The organism is Ramlibacter sp. (assembly GCF_035627355.1).
GTDB lineage: Bacteria > Pseudomonadota > Gammaproteobacteria > Burkholderiales > Burkholderiaceae_C > Ramlibacter.
The window spans coordinates 130374-146762 of record NZ_DASPLW010000050.1; the positions used below are offsets into that span (position 1 = coordinate 130374).

Annotated in this window: 17 protein-coding genes; 3 read left to right on the forward strand and 14 right to left on the reverse strand. The window is 72.8% G+C overall.

The annotated features are described in order from the left end of the window. Positions 1-3 precede the first annotated feature (3 nt). The 7 genes from VEC03_RS13250 to VEC03_RS13280 form a co-directional block, all read right to left on the reverse strand. Positions 4-1824: an ABC transporter ATP-binding protein gene (locus tag VEC03_RS13250; RefSeq protein WP_324915922.1), complete on the reverse strand. Its 1821-nt coding sequence runs from the start codon at positions 1822-1824 to the stop codon at positions 4-6. Then, positions 1814-3556: an ATP-binding cassette domain-containing protein gene (locus VEC03_RS13255; protein ID WP_324915923.1), complete on the reverse strand. Its 1743-nt coding sequence runs from the start codon at positions 3554-3556 to the stop codon at positions 1814-1816. Before VEC03_RS13255 ends, VEC03_RS13250 begins: the two co-directional genes overlap by 11 nt. 66 nt (positions 3557-3622) lie before the next feature. Continuing rightward, a complete protein-coding gene (locus tag VEC03_RS13260) occupies positions 3623-4753 on the reverse strand; it encodes a hypothetical protein (protein WP_324915925.1) in 1131 nt (376 codons plus the stop codon). Between the two features lie 289 nt (positions 4754-5042). Further along, positions 5043-5459, reverse strand: a complete 417-nt coding sequence (locus VEC03_RS13265; protein ID WP_324915927.1) for a PaaI family thioesterase — start codon at positions 5457-5459, stop codon at positions 5043-5045. Between the two features lie 61 nt (positions 5460-5520). Beyond that, positions 5521-6039 carry a papain-like cysteine protease family protein gene (locus VEC03_RS13270; protein ID WP_324915929.1) on the reverse strand — a complete coding sequence of 173 codons (519 nt, stop codon included), beginning with the start codon at positions 6037-6039 and terminating at the stop codon, positions 5521-5523. A 114-nt stretch (positions 6040-6153) separates the two neighbouring features. After that, a complete protein-coding gene (locus VEC03_RS13275) occupies positions 6154-6876 on the reverse strand; it encodes an enoyl-CoA hydratase/isomerase family protein (RefSeq protein ID WP_324915930.1) in 723 nt (240 codons plus the stop codon). Positions 6877-6916: 40 nt separating this feature from the next. Next, positions 6917-7753, reverse strand: a complete 837-nt coding sequence (locus VEC03_RS13280; RefSeq protein ID WP_324915932.1) for a HAMP domain-containing sensor histidine kinase — start codon at positions 7751-7753, stop codon at positions 6917-6919. A 171-nt stretch (positions 7754-7924) separates the two neighbouring features. Between VEC03_RS13280 and VEC03_RS13285 the strand changes: the two genes are divergently transcribed. Then, positions 7925-8695, forward strand: a complete 771-nt coding sequence (locus tag VEC03_RS13285; RefSeq protein WP_324915933.1) for a Crp/Fnr family transcriptional regulator — start codon at positions 7925-7927, stop codon at positions 8693-8695. Here the strand turns inward: VEC03_RS13285 and VEC03_RS13290 are convergent. From VEC03_RS13290 to VEC03_RS13315, 6 genes are read right to left on the reverse strand one after another with little or no spacing between them, the layout of a single operon-like run. Then, a complete protein-coding gene (locus tag VEC03_RS13290; protein ID WP_324915934.1) occupies positions 8670-9473 on the reverse strand; it encodes a c-type cytochrome in 804 nt (267 codons plus the stop codon). The genes VEC03_RS13285 and VEC03_RS13290 overlap by 26 nt on opposite strands. After that, the gene (locus VEC03_RS13295; RefSeq protein ID WP_324915936.1) at positions 9470-11101 is read right to left on the reverse strand and encodes a cbb3-type cytochrome c oxidase subunit I; all 1632 of its coding nucleotides are present in this window, start codon (positions 11099-11101) and stop codon (positions 9470-9472) included. Before VEC03_RS13295 ends, VEC03_RS13290 begins: the two co-directional genes overlap by 4 nt. Then, the gene (locus tag VEC03_RS13300; RefSeq protein ID WP_324915937.1) at positions 11088-11657 is read right to left on the reverse strand and encodes a cytochrome C oxidase subunit II; all 570 of its coding nucleotides are present in this window, start codon (positions 11655-11657) and stop codon (positions 11088-11090) included. Before VEC03_RS13300 ends, VEC03_RS13295 begins: the two co-directional genes overlap by 14 nt. Further along, a complete protein-coding gene (locus tag VEC03_RS13305; protein ID WP_324915939.1) occupies positions 11654-11830 on the reverse strand; it encodes a hypothetical protein in 177 nt (58 codons plus the stop codon). Before VEC03_RS13305 ends, VEC03_RS13300 begins: the two co-directional genes overlap by 4 nt. A gap of 4 nt (positions 11831-11834) precedes the next feature. Beyond that, entirely contained in the window at positions 11835-13169 is a 1335-nt protein-coding gene (locus tag VEC03_RS13310) for a c-type cytochrome (RefSeq protein ID WP_324915940.1), read from the reverse strand. Next, a complete protein-coding gene (locus VEC03_RS13315; RefSeq protein WP_414708497.1) occupies positions 13166-13918 on the reverse strand; it encodes a c-type cytochrome in 753 nt (250 codons plus the stop codon). The genes VEC03_RS13310 and VEC03_RS13315 overlap by 4 nt, the downstream gene beginning before the upstream one ends. A gap of 153 nt (positions 13919-14071) precedes the next feature. On the opposite strand from VEC03_RS13315, the gene VEC03_RS13320 reads away from it, so the two are divergent. Further along, complete coding sequence (locus VEC03_RS13320) at positions 14072-14317, forward strand: hypothetical protein (RefSeq protein WP_324915941.1); 246 nt, start codon at positions 14072-14074, stop codon at positions 14315-14317. 10 nt (positions 14318-14327) lie between these two features. On the opposite strand, the gene VEC03_RS13325 is transcribed toward VEC03_RS13320, so the two are convergent. Then, on the reverse strand, positions 14328-14684 hold the full coding sequence (locus tag VEC03_RS13325; RefSeq protein WP_324915942.1) for a cupin domain-containing protein: 357 nt from the start codon (positions 14682-14684) through the stop codon (positions 14328-14330). A gap of 224 nt (positions 14685-14908) precedes the next feature. Between VEC03_RS13325 and VEC03_RS13330 the strand changes: the two genes are divergently transcribed. Beyond that, positions 14909-16389 (forward strand): NAD(P)H-dependent oxidoreductase subunit E (locus VEC03_RS13330; protein WP_324915944.1); only part of this gene is annotated, 1481 nt, incomplete at its 3' end.

Below are 16389 nucleotides of genomic sequence, written 5' to 3' on the forward strand. Positions count from 1 at the left end.
TCCTCAGGCGGGTTCCGCCGGATCCTCCTGCATCTGTTGCAGCAGGTACATGCGCTGGTAGATCCCGCCCTCGCGCGCCATCAGCGCCTCGTGCGTGCCCGCTTCGGCCACGCGCCCGTGGTTCAGCACCACGATGCGGTCGGCGCCGCGCACGGTGGACAGCCGGTGTGCGATGGCCACCACCGTGACCCGCCCGTGCAGCGCGACCAGCGCACGCTGTACCGCCTGCTCGGTGCCGGAGTCGATGTGCGCCGTGGCTTCGTCCAGGAACAGGATGCGCGGCTCGCCCGCCAGCGCCCGGGCGATCGCCAGCAGCTGCTTCTGGCCCACCGACAGCCGCGCGCCGCCTTCGCCCAGCGGCGTGTCGTAGCCCTGCGGCAAGGCGGCGACGTGCTCGTGCAGGTGGGCGGCCCGCGCCGCGGACTCAACCTGCGCATCGGTCAGGGGCCGCCCCATGGCGATGTTCTCGCGCACGCTGGCGGCCAGCAGGAAGGGCTCCTGCGGCACCAGCCCGATGCGCTCGCGGAAGTGGTCCTCGCCGAAGGACTCCAGCGGCGCCCCGTCAATGCGGATGCGGCCGGCCGGCGCCGGGTAGAAGCGCAGCAGCAGCGACAGCAGCGTCGTCTTGCCGCTGCCGGTGTGGCCGACGATGCCGAAGAAGCCGCCGGCCGGCACGTGCAGGTCGACGCCATGCAGCACCGGGTGGCCAGGTTGGTAGGCGAAGTCCAGCGCGGCGACATCGATCGCGCCGGCCGTCACCCTGGCGGGCCCGCCGGCGGCCGCCGCCGGCGCCTCGCGCAGCAGCGCGTGCACGCGCGCGGCGCCCACCAGCGCCTGCTGGAGCTGCGCGAACTGCATGGTGATCTGGATCAGCGGTTCGACCACGCGCGACAGGTAGCCGATGAAGGCATAGAGCACGCCCACCTCGGCCGTGCCCAGTGCGCCGCCCTGGCTGCGCAGCCCGAAGGCCGCGATCAGGCCGGCCAGCAGCGCCACGCTCAACAGGTCCAGCACCGGCCGCAGCAGCCAGGCGTTGGCACGCAGTTCCAGCCTGCGCGACTGGTAGTGCGCTTCGTTCAGGGCGGCGAAGCGGGCCCCGAAGCGCGCGCCGGCGTTGCTCGCCTGCAGCACCGGCATGCCCGAGATCGCCTCGGCCATTTGTGCATTCAGCTCGCTGCGCAGCTCGCGCGTGCGCGCCACCGCCGGCGCCGACAGCCGCTGGTAGCTGGCGACGATCAGCGCCACGGCCGGCGCCAGGGTGGCGACGATCAGCATCAGGCGCCAGTCCAGCCACAGCATGGCCACCATCGCCCCGGCCAGCACGATCACGCTGTCCAGCATCACGAACAGCACCTGCACGTACAGCTGCTTGACCGCCTCGGTGTCGTTGGTGACCCGGCTGACCAGCTGGCCCGTGATGGCGCGGTCGAAGAAGGCCATGGGCAGGCGCAGCACGTGGCCGTAGGCCTCCTCGCGCACCCGCTGTACCGAGCGCATGGCCAGCCCCGCCAGCCGCACGATCTGGCCGTAGCGCAGCCAGCTCGACAGCCAGCCGGCGAACAGGGCGCCAAGCAGCAGCGCGGCGATCTCCAGCCACTGCGCGTGGCGCGGCAGCAGGTAGCCGTCGATCAGGTACTTGCCGGCCAGCGGGCCGAGCGCCTCCAGCCCGGCGGCCAGCACCAGCCAGCCGGTGGCGTGCAGCAGCTGCCGCCGTTCCGGTGCGGCGGCGCGCACCAGCAGCGCGGCGGCGTCGCCGAACAGCTGGCGGCGGGCCTGCTCGCGCGCGGGCTCGGCGGTGGAGGGGAGGGAGGCTTCAGTCGGCATCGAGGCTGGCTTCGAGTTGCTGGTAGCGCCACTGGCGCGCGTACCAGCCGTCCGCGGCGAGCAGGCTGGCGTGGTCGCCTGCCTCGGCGACGTGTCCGTCGCGCAGCACCAGGATGTGGTCGGCATCGGCCACCGCGCTCAGGCGGTGGCTGGCGATGACCACCGTGCGGCCCACGCGCGCTTCGCGCAGGTGCGCCAGGATGCGCGCTTCGGTGCCGGTGTCCACGGCCGACAGCGCGTCGTCCAGCAGCAGCAGCGGCGCGTCGGCCAGCAGGGCGCGGGCGATCGCCACCCGCTGGCGCTGGCCGCCGGACAGCGTCACGCCGCGCTCGCCTACCGGCGTGTCGTAGCCCTGCGGCAGCCGCAGGATGTCCTCGTGCACGGCGGCCAGGCGGGCGGCCTGCTCGATCGCCGCCCGGTCGGCCTGCGGCCGGACCAGCGCGATGTTGTCCGCGACCGTGGCCGAAAACAAAAAGGCTTCCTGCGGCACCCAGGCGATGGCGCCGCGCAGCGCGTCCAGCGTGTAGTCCTGCAGGTCCAGCCCGTTCCACTGCAGCGAGCCGGCATCGGGTGCATGGTGGCGCAGCAGTAGGCGCAGCAGCGTCGTCTTGCCGGCGCCGGTCGGCCCGACCAGGCCCAGCGTGCGTCCGGGCGGCAGGTGCAGCGACACGCGATCCAGCGCCGACCGCGTCTGGCCGGGGTAGTGGAACGTCACGGTCTGTGCCGTCAGCAGCCCGGGCTCGACCTTCGCCACGGTGCCGTGGTCCTCCACGGTCAGCGGCGCATCCAGCACCGGCTGCAGCCGCGACCAGGCGGCCTTGCCGCGCTCCAGCAGCGACAGCACCCAGCCGGCGGCGAACATCGGCCAGATCAGCTGGCCCAGGTACAGGCTGAAGCTGGTGAGCTGCCCGACCGTGAGTTCGCCGGTCCACACCAGCCAGCCGCCGGCGCCCAGCACCAGGGCCATCGCCGTGGCGAGCGTGAGGCCGACCGCCGGTTCGTAGGCGGCCTCCCATTTCTGGGCGGCGAAGCTGGCGTCGGCAGCGCCGGCCGCGAGCGCGGAGAACTGCTCCCGGCTGCGTGCCTGCAGGCCGAGTGCGCGCACCGTGCGCACGCCCGCCAGGGTCTCCTGCACCTGGTCGTTGAGCGCCCCGAAGCGCTCCAGCGACAGCCGGGAAGCGTCGTGCACGCGGCGCGAGATCAGCCAGAAGGCCAGCGCCATCAGCGGGAAGGGCAGCAGCGCGAAGGCGGCCAGACGTGCGTCGACGCCCAGCGCCATCATGGCGACCACCAGCACCAGCGTCAGCGTGCCGTCGAAGCCGGCCAGCATGGCTTCGCCGGCCGCCATCTCGACCGCGTCGATGTCATTGGTCCCCAGCGCCATCAGGTTGCCGGTGCGGCGGTCCTGGTAGAAGGCCGGCCCCTGCAGCGACAGGCGCTGGTACAGCCGCTGGCGCAGCTCCACGCCGAGGCGATAAGCGGCCGCATACAGCTGCAGCCGCCAGCCCACGCGCAGCACGTAGACGACCACGCCGGCGCCGACCAGCCAGGCCAGTTCGCGCTGCAGGCGGCCCCGGTCGAGCTGGCCGGCCACCAGCCCGTCCACCAGGTGTCCGACCTGGCGCGGGATCCACACGATCAGCAGCGCGATGCCCACCAGCATCACGGCCGAGGCGGCATAGGCGACCCAGTGGCGGCGCAGGAACTGGCCGATCAGGCGGTACAGGGACATGAAACAGAAAGGGCGCCGCGTGAGGCGGCGCCCTGCAGAAGGCGCGATTCTAGGGACGGTGCGCGTTCAGCGCAGGCGCTGGGCCATGACGTCCGTGTCGCCGCTGGCGACGGCCGCCGTCCAGGCCAGCACCAGCCCGCCGCCGTCCAGCACGGCGATGCGGGCGTCGATGCCGGCCGCCACCGGCACCGGATCGCCGACCGGCTGCGCGTCGGCATCGAAGCGGTAGGCCACCAGCCCCGCGACCGGATCGCCCGCGATCACCACGAAGCCGCCATCGGGCAGTGCCGCGGCAGCCACCGGCGGCGTCGGCATGGCGCCGGCATAGCCTTGCGCCCGACCGTCGGCGTCGTAGATCTGCAGCGACCCGTACACCTTGACCGGCGACAGCACCACCGATCCGCCGCCCTGCAGCGGCACCAGCAGGCTGCCCTCGGCCATGCCGGCCGCGCCCGCCGGCAGGATGGGCGCGCTGGCGCCTTCGAACGGGTGGTAGCGCAGCGCGGTGCGGCCCATGAGCCGGTGGAAGGTCGTCAGCACCCAGCCGCCGGACGGCGCCGCGGTGAGCGCGAAGGTGGCGTTCAACTCGCCCGTCGCGGCCTGCTCCGCGGTGCCCACCGGCTGGCCCGCGGCGTCGAAGTGCTGTACCCAGAACTGCGGCCGGCGGCCGCTGGCGTCTTCCTCGACCAGCGCCCAGCCCAGCAGGAAGCTGCCGTCGGCCCAGCGCACCAGGGCGGGGTCGGTGACGTAGCGCATGGTGGTGGCGCCGATGCGGTTCTGCAGCACCGCGCCGGCATCGACGTCGGCCACGACCTGGCCGTCGGCGTCGAAGCGCTGCACCCGGATGGCCGAGCGGGTCACCCAGGGCTCGTCGACCGAGGCTGGCCCGGAGACCGCGGCGGCCACCACGAAGCCGCCGTCGGCCAGCACCGCCGCCGCGGGCCGCCCCAGGCTGGCATCCACGGGCGTGTCGAAGCCGTCGCCGAGACCCTGGCCTTGCGCGTCGAAGCGCCGCATGTGCACGGTGGCGGAACCGCCTCCGGGATCCTGCGAGAGCCAGGCGATGCCGTGCCCTGCGCCGGCCGTGCCGATCGCCAGCAGGGATTGCTGCCCCGCGGCTTCAGGGTTCACCTGGGCGGCCGGTCCGGCGACCCAGGTCTGCGAGGGGGTGGTGGAGCCGGGGCCCATGGCATTCACGGTCGCTCCTGTGGCAAGGGTGTCGACCGGGCCTGTGCTGCCTCCGCCGCCGCCGCAGGCAGCCAGGGCAGCGGCGAGGGCCGCGATCGAACAGACGATGGAGATCCTGCGGGCCGCATGGGGCCCTGCGGCGGGGGTACTGCTGGTGGACATGAGAGGCCTTGGTTGAGGCATCCCATCCTAGGAAGCGGCCAGCGGCGCCCGTGTAGGTCGACAGCCGTGTCCGCTGGCTCCTTCGGGCTGGCTCGGCCTTGGGCCGGCCGCTGCCGTGTGATGGCGGCGCGCCCCGTCAGGCGGGCGCGTCCAGCACCAGCTGCGTCTGCGTCACCACGGCGCACAGCTTTCCCGCTTCGCTGGTGACGGAGGTCTGCCACACCAGCGTGGTGCGGCCGCGGTGCAGCGCCAAGCATTCGCCGCGCACCGTGCTGCCCACCTTGGCACCGGCGATGAACTTGGTGCTCGAGTCGGTGGTCGTCGTGATCTTGCCCGGCGGCAGGTTCACCACCGTGCCGACCGCGCCCAGCGTGTCCGCGAAAGCCATGTGGGCACCGCCATGCAGGATGCCGCCCGCGGTGCACAGGTCCGGCCGCACCGCCATCTCGGCCCGGACGCGGTCGTGCGTGACCTCCAGCAGCCGCACGCCCATCAGGCCGGGCAAGAGGGGCTGCAGCAGCGCCTGCAGCCGGTCGAGGTCGATGTCCGTCATGGTGCGCCATCATGGGCACGCGCGGCAGGGGCGTCAAACAGCGACCGCCCACGGATCGTCCTCAGGGCCGCGAGGTGTCCCCGGCCAGCAGTGCCACCGGCAGCGGCAGCAGGTTGCCCCAGATCCAGGGCCAGCCGCGCCGCTTGCAGCGGGGCTCCGCCGGATCGTTGTAGAGCACCGAATCGCCCGACACGCCGGTGATCACGACGGCATGGCGGGCACCGGGCTGGTCCTCCATGTACCGGCCCGCGACCCACAACGGCCCGTAGGTGCGCAGCAGCGCGAGCACGTTGTCGGCAGTCAGTCCGTCCGGCGGCGTCTGCACCGGCTGCAGGCCCTCCCGTCGCGCGAGCACGGACACCGCCTGCCCGTCCAGCGGCTGCTCCTGCGGCCAGGGCGGCGGCAGGCTGGTGCGGGGCACGCCGCGGTAGTAGCTGGACACCATGCAGGCCGCCGCGTGCCAGCAGGCCATGGAGCCGCGCAGCGGCCTGTCGCCGGAGGAGCCGGGCGAGATGAACGGCCGGCCGTCGGAGCCCAGCCGCGGGCCGATCAGCGGCACCTGCAGAACGTAGTGGTCCATACGCGCTCCCCGGGAGTGCGCCCGGCAGCCACCACGGGGCTGCACCGGGCGCCCGCAGGTCCTTATAGCAATGAAGCTGCGGCGGCGGGGCAGGACGGCGCCGCGATCGGCGATTCAGGCGGGCCGCTGCGGTGCGAGTGCGGCCATCAGTTCCCGCTGCACATCGTTCTCCAGCGCGACGGCGGCTTCGAAGCCGGCCAGGCCCACCTGGTTGAGCACGCGCTTGAAGCCTTGCGCCACGCGCGGTTCCAGCGCCGCCAGCCGCTCGGCGACGGCCAGGGCCTGCGCCTCCAGCCGCGCGGCCGGCGCGAGCTGCCAGACCAGCCCCCAGGCATGGGCCTGCTGCGCGGTGAAGGGCTCGCCCAGCAGCATCAGCGCCCGCGCGCGGGGCAGGCCGACGGCGGCCGCCAGCGTGGCGGTCAGGCCGCCGGTCACGAAGACGCCGAGCGAGGCTTCGGGCAGCTTGAAGCGCGCGTCCTCGGCGGCCACGACGAGGTCGGCGTCCAGCATCCACTCCAGTCCGGCGCCGACCGCCCAGCCCTGCACGGCCACCACCACGGGCTGCGGCAGGCGCACCAGCGCCTGCGCGACCGCCTGCACCAGCACCAGGTCGTCCTCGCCGGGCGGCGCGCCGGTGTCGCGGCCGGCGCAGAAGGCGCGCCCGGCCCCGCACAGCAGCACGGCGCGCACGGCCGCGTTGCTGCCGGCCGCCTGCAGGGCCGCCAGCAGTGCGCGCGCCAGCGCGTCGTCGATCGCGTTCAGGCGCTCGGGTCGGTTCAGGGTGAGGACGAGCACGCCGCCGGCACGCAGCTCGCTGTGGAGTGTGGGTGTGGGCATGCCCCGATTCTGGGGCGGGGCCGGCCGGCCTGGCCCGGCGTCAGGAACTCAGCGGCCGCGAACCGACGCGGATGCCATGCACCGCCGCGCGCGGCGCGCGGGACATGAGCGGCACGCGCACCACGAAGGTGGCGCCGCGCTCGGGGCCGGGGCTCTCGGCGTGGATGGTGCCGCCGTGCAGCTCCACCAGGCGGCGCACCACGGCAAGGCCTATGCCCAGGCCGGGGCGCGCGCGGGTGCGGCGCTCGCGCCGGAAGATGCCGAAGATGGCCTCGAGGTCGCCGCGGGCGATGCCGCAGCCGTTGTCGGCCACGCGCAGCTCGGCATGGCGCGTGTCCTCGTCGACTTCCAGGCTCACGTGGATGGCACCGCCGGAGCCGGTGAACTTGCAGGCGTTGTGCAGCAGGTTGGTGGTGATCTGGGCCCAGCGCAGGGCGTCGCCGCGGATCCAGGCCGGCTCCGGGCAGATGCGGGTGGTGAGCTGCTGGTTCCGCTCGGCGAGCATGGGCCCGCAGGCCGCGATGCTCTCGTCGAGCAGCTGCTGCAGCATCAGCGGCGTGCGGTCGAGCAGCACCTGCTCGTTGACGATGCGGCCGATGTCCAGCAGGTCGTCGACCAGGTGGCAGATGTGCCGCACCTGCCGCCGCGCCACCGGCAGGGCCCGGCGCACCAGCTCGGGGTCGGACTGGCCGCGCTCCAAGATCTCCAGCGCGGCATCCAGCGGCGCCATCATGTTGCGCAGCTCGTGCGCAACGGTGGCGATGAAGATGTCCTTGCGCTCGCTGTCGCGGGACACCCGCTCGAGCACAGCCTGGCTGGCCCGGGCCTGGAGCTCCTGCCTCAGCGCCCGCGCGGGCGCGTCGTCATGGGAATGCATGTGTCGTCTCCGCGGTAATGGCCCGTAGGATGGGGCCGACTCGGCGGCCCCGTCAGTGCGCATGTTCACGCAAGGACACATGGATTTGTGTTTGGTTGTAAGGTGATTCCCTTGCATCGTTCCAACTCCTAGGGCATTACCCTCGGTCCACCAAGGACTGGCTACCCAACCATGCAAGCAGAAGAGCTGGGGATCGCCGTGCGGGCCGGGCTGCGCCGCAACACGCTGCTGGCCGGCCTGCCCGCCGAGCTGGCGCGCTGGCTGGGCAGGCGGGCGGAGCCGGTGCTGCTGCCAGCCGGGGCCGTGCTGGCGGTGGCCGGCCAGCCCGTGCGTAACGCCTGGTTCCCGGTCAACTGCGTGCTCAGCCTGCTGCATGCCGACGGCGACGGCAGCACGCTGCAAGTCGGCCTGGTCGGCCGGGAAGGCGTGTTCGGTTTTGGCGCGGTGCTGGGGGGCCGGCACCTGGCGGGTGCAACGGTGCTGGTGGCCGGGCCGGCCTTGCGTGTGCCGGGCGACCGGATGCGCGAGTGCTTCGAGCAGGAGCCGGCCTTCCGCGAGATGCTGCTGCGCTATTGCAACCAGTTGATCAGCCTCGGCTGGCAGGCCGCCGTGTGCAACCGGCACCATCCGCCGGAGCGCCAGATCGCCAAGCTGCTGCTGCTGGTGCTGGACCGCATCCCGCTGACCGAGCTCCACCTGACGCACGATCACATCGCCCGCCTGTTCGGGCTGCGGCGCGAGACCATCAGCCAGGCCGCACAGCGCATCCAGGAGAAGGGCTACATCCGCTACTCGCGCGGCCACATCCGCGTGCTCGACCCGGGCGGGCTGGAGCAGCTGGCGTGCTCCTGCTACGCACGCATGCGGCCGGTGTTCGCCCCGGCCGAGGAGGTCGCCGGAGGGCCGGTCGGCCAGCCTAGCGTCCCGGCGCCGTCGGACTGAACGGGACCCGCCGGCTGGCGTAGTAGCTGGCGGTGTCGACCACCTCCGCCGCGGTCATCTGCCGGGCCACGTTGCGCATCACCCCGTGGGCATCGTTGCGGCGCTCGCCGATGGCGAAGGCCTCCATCTGCGCCTCGAGGTAGGCCCGCGGCATGCCCTCCAGCCAGGGGCTGCCGGGCTTCTGGTCGATGCCGCCATGGCAGGACGCGCAGGGCGCGATGCCGCGCAGGGGCGAGCCGACGTCCACCAGCGCCGGCACCCGGGCCTGCTGCGGATTGGGCGAGGGTCGCGGCAACTGCGCATAGAAGGCCGCCAGGTCGCGGATGTCCTGCTCGCTCAGGCTGGTGGCCAGCGCCTGCATGAGGGCGTGGCGGCGCTGGCCGTTGCGATAGTCCAGCATCTGCTTGAACACGACCTCGGCGTACTGGCCGGCGAGGTTGGGGACGTCGGACGCGCTCACGCCGCGCGCCCCGTGGCACATCGTGCACTGCAGCGCCAGCGTGCCGCCGCGACCGACGTCGCCGCCGGCGACCCGCGTGAAATCCGGCACCACCGGGACCCGGCTGGCGCCCGGGTCGTCCATGGCCCCGGCCTCATACCAGCGGGTGGGTACCCCCGCGGCGCGGCAGATGGCCTGCCACCAGCCGGCCTCGCGGAAGTCGGGCTTGACCGACGGCAGCACGACGAAGCCCAGCACCAGCGCCGCCAGCAGGACCAGGCCCAGCCCGGCGAGCGACCAGCGCACGCCGCGGGTGAGCAGCGGCCCCTGGTCGTTCATCGCGGCGCTCCCATCCGCAGCACCGGGACCGAGCTCTCCGGCAGCGCCGCGAGCTGCGCGATCGGCCAGCCATAGTTCACCACCGTCAGCGCGATCATCAGGCCCACCCACAGCCCGAAGCTGTCGAGCGCCCGCGGGACAGGCACCGCGTGCGCGGCGCGCGCGAAGGTGTAGGGCGGCGGCGCCGCAGCGCCCGCCGGCCGGCGCCGGTGGCCCCGCGCCAGGATCCACACGAACAGCAGGCCCGAGATCACCAGCAGCAGGCCGCCGAACGCGGACACGATCACGGTGACGGCCTGCGGCGCGATGTCGGGGTGGCTGTAGTCGAAGTACGCCATGCGCCGCGGCATCCCCAGCAGGCCCGCCAAGTGCCAGGGCAGGGTGGCGATCATCATCCCCAGGAACCACAGCCAGAGCTGCCAGCGCATGGCCACGACCGGCAGCGGCCCCGACCCGGTGAGCTGCGGCCACAGGTCGTAGGCGATCACGAAGTACATGATGACGATGGTCCCGGCAAAGATCAGGTGGAAGTGCCCGGTGACCCACTGGGTGTTGTGCACGGTCTCGTTGAGCTGGTAGCTCATGTTCACGATGCCACCGGCACCGCCCAGCCCCAGCATGACGAACGCGAAGGCGACCGCCAGCATGTACGGGTTGTCCCAGGGCAGCGCCCGCAGCCAGCCGAACAGGCCCTTGCCGCCGCGCAGGCGCGCCGCGATCTCCACCGACGCGGTGATCGTGAACACCGTGAGCAGGGTGGGCTCCGCCACCATCGCGGTGAACACCGCGTGCACGAACTTGAAGGCCGAGCCCACCTGCGGATCGGCGAACAGGTGGTGGATGCCGATCGGCATGGAGAACACCAGGAAGAGCACGAAGGACACCCGCCCGGCGGTGTCGCTGTACAGGCGCCCCCCGATGGCCCTCGGCACGATGGTGTAGAAGGCGACGTACGAGGGCATCAGCCAGAAATAGACGATGGCGTGCAGCGTCCAGGAGAAGAACACGCGGGCCAGCCCGGCATCGATGGTGTCCTTCAGCCCCAGCGCCGCCGGCAGGATCAGCAGCAGGATCTCCAGCGCGGCCCCGAGCGAGGTCCAGGCCCACAGGTAGGCGCCGACGATGGTGCCGAACATCGCCAGCGGCAGCGCGGCGCCGGGGTTGTCCCGCTTCCAGCGGCGCCCGTTCCAGATCATCAGCGCCACCCAGAACCAGGACCCCACCACCACCAGCACCACGCCCAGGTAGAAGAACACGCTGCCGAGCATGGGCGGGTAGAAGGTGTAGAGCACCGTGGCGCGGCCGGCGGCGATGGTCAGGCCTGCCATCAGCGTGCCGGCGACCACCAGCCAGAAGCCGGCCCAGGCCCAGCGCGGGCCGAGCAGCGGGCGCTTGAGCGACAGCTCGGAGACCGCATAGCCGAAGCCCATGGCCACCAGCGTGGGCAGCACGTAGGCCATCACCACGCCGTGGCCGGTGACCGAGCGGTAGTACAGCTCCGGGTTGCGGATCCAGGCCAGCAGCGGGCTGCGCACCACCATCTGCCACTCGCCCAGCACCAGCGCCACCGCGAACGCCGCGAAGGCCACCCAGAAGTGCGCCAGCACCAGCCGCCTAACGTGCCACACAGCTCATCGCCTTTCCGGCCTGCGCCTGCTGCATGAACTCGCGCGCGTCCAGCACCCGCACGCGGGCCCACATGCCCTCGTGCCCGGTGCCGCAGTACTCGTGGCAGGGCATCAGCATCTCGCCGGGCTGCGGGAAGGTGGCGGTGAAGGTGGCCACGTAGCCCGGGATCAGCATCACGTTGGCGTTGGTGCGGCCGACGATGAAGCCGTGCACCGCATCGCTGGCCGTACCGCGGAACGTGACCGGCACGCCGGCCGGCACCACCAGGCAGGACGGCGTGAACGAGTACTGCTGCGCCACCAGCCGCACCGTGACCGCGCCGTCCGGCCCGACCGTGGTGCCGAGGTTGGGTTCGACGAACTCGCCGCGGATGTGCAGGGTGCGCGCGTCGACGGTCTCCACGCGTGAAGGCGGCATGGCGCCCCAGTGCAGGCCGGTGGCCACCATCACCACCAGTAGCAGCGCGACGATGCCGGCCACCACCCAGGCCCAGCGGCGCTCGGCCCGGCCGGCGACCGCATGGCCGTCGTGGTCCGGCAGCGTGCCCGTGCTCATTGCAGCTGCCCCCGCGGCAGGTAGGCGAACACGTAGAAGAGCAGGTAGATGGCGACCACGATGAAGGTCGCCACCCCCGCCAGTGCCCAGGCGCCCACCGGCCCCTGGCGCACGATCTCCTCGATCCGGGCGTCGTCCACGTCCGGCGGGGCAGGGGTGTCTTCTGCCTGCATGGCCTTACTCGATCCGCACGGCACGCAGCTCGTTGGCCTGGGCTGGGCTCACCGGCAGGCCGCCGTTGCCCCAGGCCACGCGGATGTAGGTGGTGACGGCGGCCACTTCCTCGTCGTTCAGGATGTGGGCGAACGGGGGCATGCCGTACGGGCGCGGGTTGCCGCGGGTGGCGGGCGCATAGCCGCCGTTGAGCACCATGCGCACCGCGTTGACGGGCGACTCCATCTCGATCGACTGGTTGTTGGCCAGCGGCGGGAACCCCGGCGAGCGGCCCTCGCCCTGGTCGCCGTGGCACATGGCGCACTGGGCCACGTACACGCGGCGCCCCAGTTCCATCACCGCCGGCGCCACGAGCTGGGCCTTGGATTCGGGCCGCCGCTCGCCGCGCGGCGGCAGGCCCTTGAGGTAGACGGCCATGGCGCGCAGGTCCTCCTCGGTCAGGTACTGCAGGCTGTGGAAGGTGACCTCGGCCATGGGCCCGTACACCGATCCGCGTGCGGACGTGCCCTTGCCCAGGATGTCCACGATCTCCTGGATCGACCACTCGCCCAGCCCGGCCTCGCGGTTGGAGGTGAGCGAGGGCGCGTACCAGTACTGGTTGGGAATCAGCCCGCCGGCGAAGGCCTGGGACTCGCTGCTGCCGCCCAGCATGTTGATCGCCGAGTGGCACATGGCGCAGTGGGTCAGCCCGTCCACCAGGTAGGCGCCCCGGTTCCACTCGGCGCCCTGCGCCGGGTCGGGCTGGTACTCGCCCTGCTTGAAGAACAGCGCGCGCCAGCCGACCAGCAGCTCGCGGTTGTTGTAGGGGAAACGCAGCTCGTGCGGCCGGTTCGGCTGCCGCACCGGCGGCAGCGACATGAAGTACGCGTAGATCGCGTCCGAGTCCTCGCGCGTGACCTTGGTGTAGGCCTGGAAGGGCATGGCCGGGTAGAGCAGCTTGCCGTCCTTGCCGATGCCGGTGTGCATCATCCGGTAGAACTCGTCGGCGGTCCAACGGCCGATGCCGGTCTCGTCGTCGGGCGTGATGTTGGGCGTGTAGAGCGCGCCGAAGGGCGTGGGCATGGGCAGGCCGCCGGCGTTCTCGCGCCCGCCGCGCGCGGTGTGGCAGGCGATGCAATCGCCGGCGCGCGCCAGGTATTCGCCGCGCGCGATGATCCCGCTGCCGCCGCCGGCGGCGGCCGTGGCCGGCGCCAGCTGCTGCCACGGCTGCTCTTTCCACAGCACCCAGCCCAGCCCGATCGCCAGCAGCAGCGGAAGCCCAATGCCCAACAGCAGCGTGCGCTTGCGGCCGGCACCGCGCCGCTCGGCGATCTCCTCGCGCAGGGCATCGCTGCTCATGGCTGGCTCCCGCAGGCCATCGGCATGCGGCCGGTGTTGCGCCGCTCAGGCTCCTGGCTGGACGGCGCCGGCAGCGAACCCAGCCACGCGGCGACCGCGACGATGTCCGGGTCCTCCAGCCGGATGGCGATGCGGTGCATGCAGTCCGGCGCGCTGGCCCGGCGCTCGCCGCTGCGCCAGCGGGTGAGCTGCGCGTTGATGTAGTTCGGCCGCAGCCCCACCAGCCCCGGGATGCCGGGCTCCATGCCGGTGAGATTGCGGCCGTGGCAGGCCATGCAGGCCGGCAGCTGTCGGCCCGGGTCGCCCGCCTGCACCAGCGTGCGTCCGCGCTGCAGCAACTCGGGCGCGACAGTCGGCGGCGTTGGTTCCTGGTACGCCGGGCGCTGGGCCGCGAACCAGTCCGCCATCTCGCGCAGGTAGTCGTCGGTCATGTACGCGAGCAGGTAGTTCATCGGCGCGTAGCGGCGGGCGCCGTCGTGGAAGGCGCGCAGCTGGTTGAACAGGTAGCCGGCCGGCTTGCCGGCAATGCGCGGGAAGTAGGGGTCGGCCGTGCCCTGGCCTTGCCAGCCGTGGCAGGTGGCGCAGCCCTGCACCCGGGCCTCGATGGAATCGACGCGCTCCACCCGCGGCACCGCGTTCTCGCCGCCCGGCCGCTGGGCCTGCTGCGTCCAGCCCGCCGAGCCGGTCCCCAGCACGGCGGCCAGCAGCAGTCCGCGCAGCAGGGAGGCCCGTCCGGTCATGCCGGCCATGATGGACACGCGGCTCGGCGGGCCCTGTGGGAATCGGCGCACGCGCTTGTCGGACGGCACCCAGAGGCTCGTGGAGCGGACTTGATGCGGCGCAAATCGCGCCCTTGATGCGCGACAAGCGGCGCCTCGGAGCCGGCGTGTCCAATTTCGCCGATGGATTCCACCCACGCTGCCCGATTCGCAGACGCCCTGGCCCTGTGGCGCTCGGCAGAGGCCTGCGCCTGCGCGGCCGAGTCGCACGTGCAGTTCGCGCTGGACCTCTACTGCGAAGGGCGCGGCGCCGCGCCTTCGCCCGAGGCCGTGGAAGCGGCGCGGGCCCTGCGCCACCAGGCGCGGCGGGCGCTCGGCGGCGTGCTCGACACGGTTTCCTGCGAGCGGGTCACCCTGCCGCTGATCTGATCTCCCTTCCTCAGCCCGCTTGCAGCGTGCGGGCTCCGGCGCCGCCCTGGTCGCCGGCATCGCCGTCGCGCAGCTGCAGCGTCGCGAGCACGGCGCAGTCGGTGCGGGCGCGCAGCGCGTGCTCCTCGCGTGCCGGCAGCACCACCAGCTGGCCGGGCGAGAGGTGCCGGGTTCCGCCGGGTGTCACCACCTCCACCTCGCCTTCCAGGCAATGCAGGATGCATTCCTCGTCGACGTGGTGCATGGGCTGGTCCTGCCGGGCGCGCAGCACGAGGTGCAGCAACTGCAGGCGGCTGGTCTTGATCAGGCTGGTGCTCACGGCACCGCCCAGCGCGTCGCCCAGCGGCGCGACATTGATGACGTCCATCGGTTGGGCATGCGGCAGTGCCATTCCTCGTTCCCCCGTCGTGGCGGCCGCTGCGCGCGGGATGCGCGGAGGCCGGCGTGCCGCACAGGCTAGCGCCGTGCCGGGTCGGCACGTGTAGGTGGCGGCTGACGGGCGGCCATGGCGGCCGGACTGCAGGCGTGCCTCGAGGTGCACAAGGTCCCCGCCTCCCGTGGGGGCAACGCGGCAGGTGACAATCGCCCCCGATGAACCCGACTTCCACCGACGAGGGGCAGGCGGCCGTGCCCCCGGCATCGGAGCAGGCGCTGCGGACCATCCGCCGCCAGGCGAAGCTGAAGGGGCGCCAGCCCGAGGAGCAGGCCCTGGCCGAGGTGCGCGAGTGCCTGGGGCCGAGACCGGCCGAGGGCCACCGGCGCGACCTGCTGATCGAGTACCTGCACCGGCTGAACGACCGCTTCGGCGCGCTGCGCGAACCGCACCTGGTGGCGCTGGCGCGCGAGACCGGCATCCCCATGGCCGAGGTCTACGAGGTCGCGAGCTTCTACCACCACTTCGAGGTGGTGCCGGCCGACGCGGCGGTGCCGGCCCTGACGGTGCGGGTGTGCGACAGCCTGTCCTGCTCGCTGGCCGGCTCGCGCGAGCTGCTGGAGCGCCTGCCGGCGCTGCTCGGCACCGAGGTGCGCGTGGTCGCCGCCCCCTGCATCGGGCGCTGTGAGCAGGCGCCGGCGGTGGCCGTGCACCAGGCGCCGGTGCCGCATGCGACGACGGATGCGGTGCTGCAGGTGGTGCGCGCCCACGGTGGCGCTGCGCCGGAAGCGTCGGTGGCCGGGACGGCCTTCGATCCGGCCGCGCATGCCGAGCGCAGCGTGTCGCCGCCGCGCGAGCAGTTGCAGGTGCTCCCTGCCGTCACCGACTACGCGCTCTACCGCGCCGGCGGTGGCTATGCCTTGCCGGCGGCGCTGGCGCGCGGCCAGGCCGACCCCGACGCCGTGCTGCGCGCGCTGGAGGATTCGGGCCTGCGCGGCCTGGGCGGCGCCGGATTCCCGGCCGGGCGCAAGTGGCGCATCGTGCGCGAGCAGCCCGCGCCGCGGCTGCTGGCCGTCAACATCGACGAGGGCGAGCCCGGCACCTTCAAGGACCGCACCTTCCTCGAACGCGACCCGCACCGCTTCCTGGAAGGGATGCTGGTGGCCGCGCAGGTGGTCGGCATCGAAGCCGTCTACATCTACCTGCGCGATGAATACCACGATGTGCGCCGGCTGCTGCAGCGCGAGATCGATCGCCTCGTGGCCGACCCGCCGTGCCCGCTGCCGCGCATCGAGCTGCGCCGCGGCGCCGGGGCCTACGTCTGCGGCGAGGAGTCCGCGATGATCGAGAGCATCGAGGGCAAGCGCGGCGAACCGCGGATGCGGCCGCCCTACATCGCGCAGGTGGGACTGTTCGGCCGGCCCACCCTGGAGCACAACTTCGAAACCCTGTACTGGGTGCGCGACATCGTCGAGCGCGGGGCGAAGTGGTTCTCCTCGTCCGGCCGCAACGGCCGCAGCGGCTTGCGTTCGTTCAGCGTCAGCGGCCGCGTCAAGCAGCCGGGCGTCAAGCTCGCGCCCGCGGGCATCACGCTGCGCGAGCTGGTCGACGAGTACTGCGGCGGCATGCAGGACGGCCACGAGCTCTACGCCTACCTGCCGGGCGGCGCCTCGGGCGGCATCCTGCCGGCGTCGCTGGC

Excerpts from the sequence above, each read along its gene's own strand:
- VEC03_RS13255 (WP_324915923.1), bottom strand. The coding sequence starts at position 3,556 with ATGTCCCTGTACCGCCTGATCGGCCAGTTCCTGCGCCGCCACTGGGTC.
- VEC03_RS13325 (WP_324915942.1), bottom strand. The coding sequence starts at position 14,684 with ATGGACGTCATCAATGTCGCGCCGCTGGGCGACGCGCTGGGCGGTGCC.
- VEC03_RS13280 (WP_324915932.1), bottom strand. The coding sequence starts at position 7,753 with ATGCATTCCCATGACGACGCGCCCGCGCGGGCGCTGAGGCAGGAGCTC.
- VEC03_RS13265 (WP_324915927.1), bottom strand. The coding sequence starts at position 5,459 with ATGACGGACATCGACCTCGACCGGCTGCAGGCGCTGCTGCAGCCCCTC.
- VEC03_RS13285 (WP_324915933.1), top strand. The coding sequence starts at position 7,925 with ATGCAAGCAGAAGAGCTGGGGATCGCCGTGCGGGCCGGGCTGCGCCGC.
- VEC03_RS13300 (WP_324915937.1), bottom strand. The coding sequence starts at position 11,657 with ATGAGCACGGGCACGCTGCCGGACCACGACGGCCATGCGGTCGCCGGC.
- VEC03_RS13315 (WP_414708497.1), bottom strand. The coding sequence starts at position 13,918 with ATGGCCGGCATGACCGGACGGGCCTCCCTGCTGCGCGGACTGCTGCTG.
- VEC03_RS13270 (WP_324915929.1), bottom strand. The coding sequence starts at position 6,039 with ATGGACCACTACGTTCTGCAGGTGCCGCTGATCGGCCCGCGGCTGGGC.
- VEC03_RS13320 (WP_324915941.1), top strand. The coding sequence starts at position 14,072 with ATGGATTCCACCCACGCTGCCCGATTCGCAGACGCCCTGGCCCTGTGG.
- VEC03_RS13305 (WP_324915939.1), bottom strand. The coding sequence starts at position 11,830 with ATGCAGGCAGAAGACACCCCTGCCCCGCCGGACGTGGACGACGCCCGG.
- VEC03_RS13275 (WP_324915930.1), bottom strand. The coding sequence starts at position 6,876 with ATGCCCACACCCACACTCCACAGCGAGCTGCGTGCCGGCGGCGTGCTC.
- VEC03_RS13290 (WP_324915934.1), bottom strand. The coding sequence starts at position 9,473 with ATGAACGACCAGGGGCCGCTGCTCACCCGCGGCGTGCGCTGGTCGCTC.
- VEC03_RS13310 (WP_324915940.1), bottom strand. The coding sequence starts at position 13,169 with ATGAGCAGCGATGCCCTGCGCGAGGAGATCGCCGAGCGGCGCGGTGCC.
- VEC03_RS13250 (WP_324915922.1), bottom strand. The coding sequence starts at position 1,824 with ATGCCGACTGAAGCCTCCCTCCCCTCCACCGCCGAGCCCGCGCGCGAG.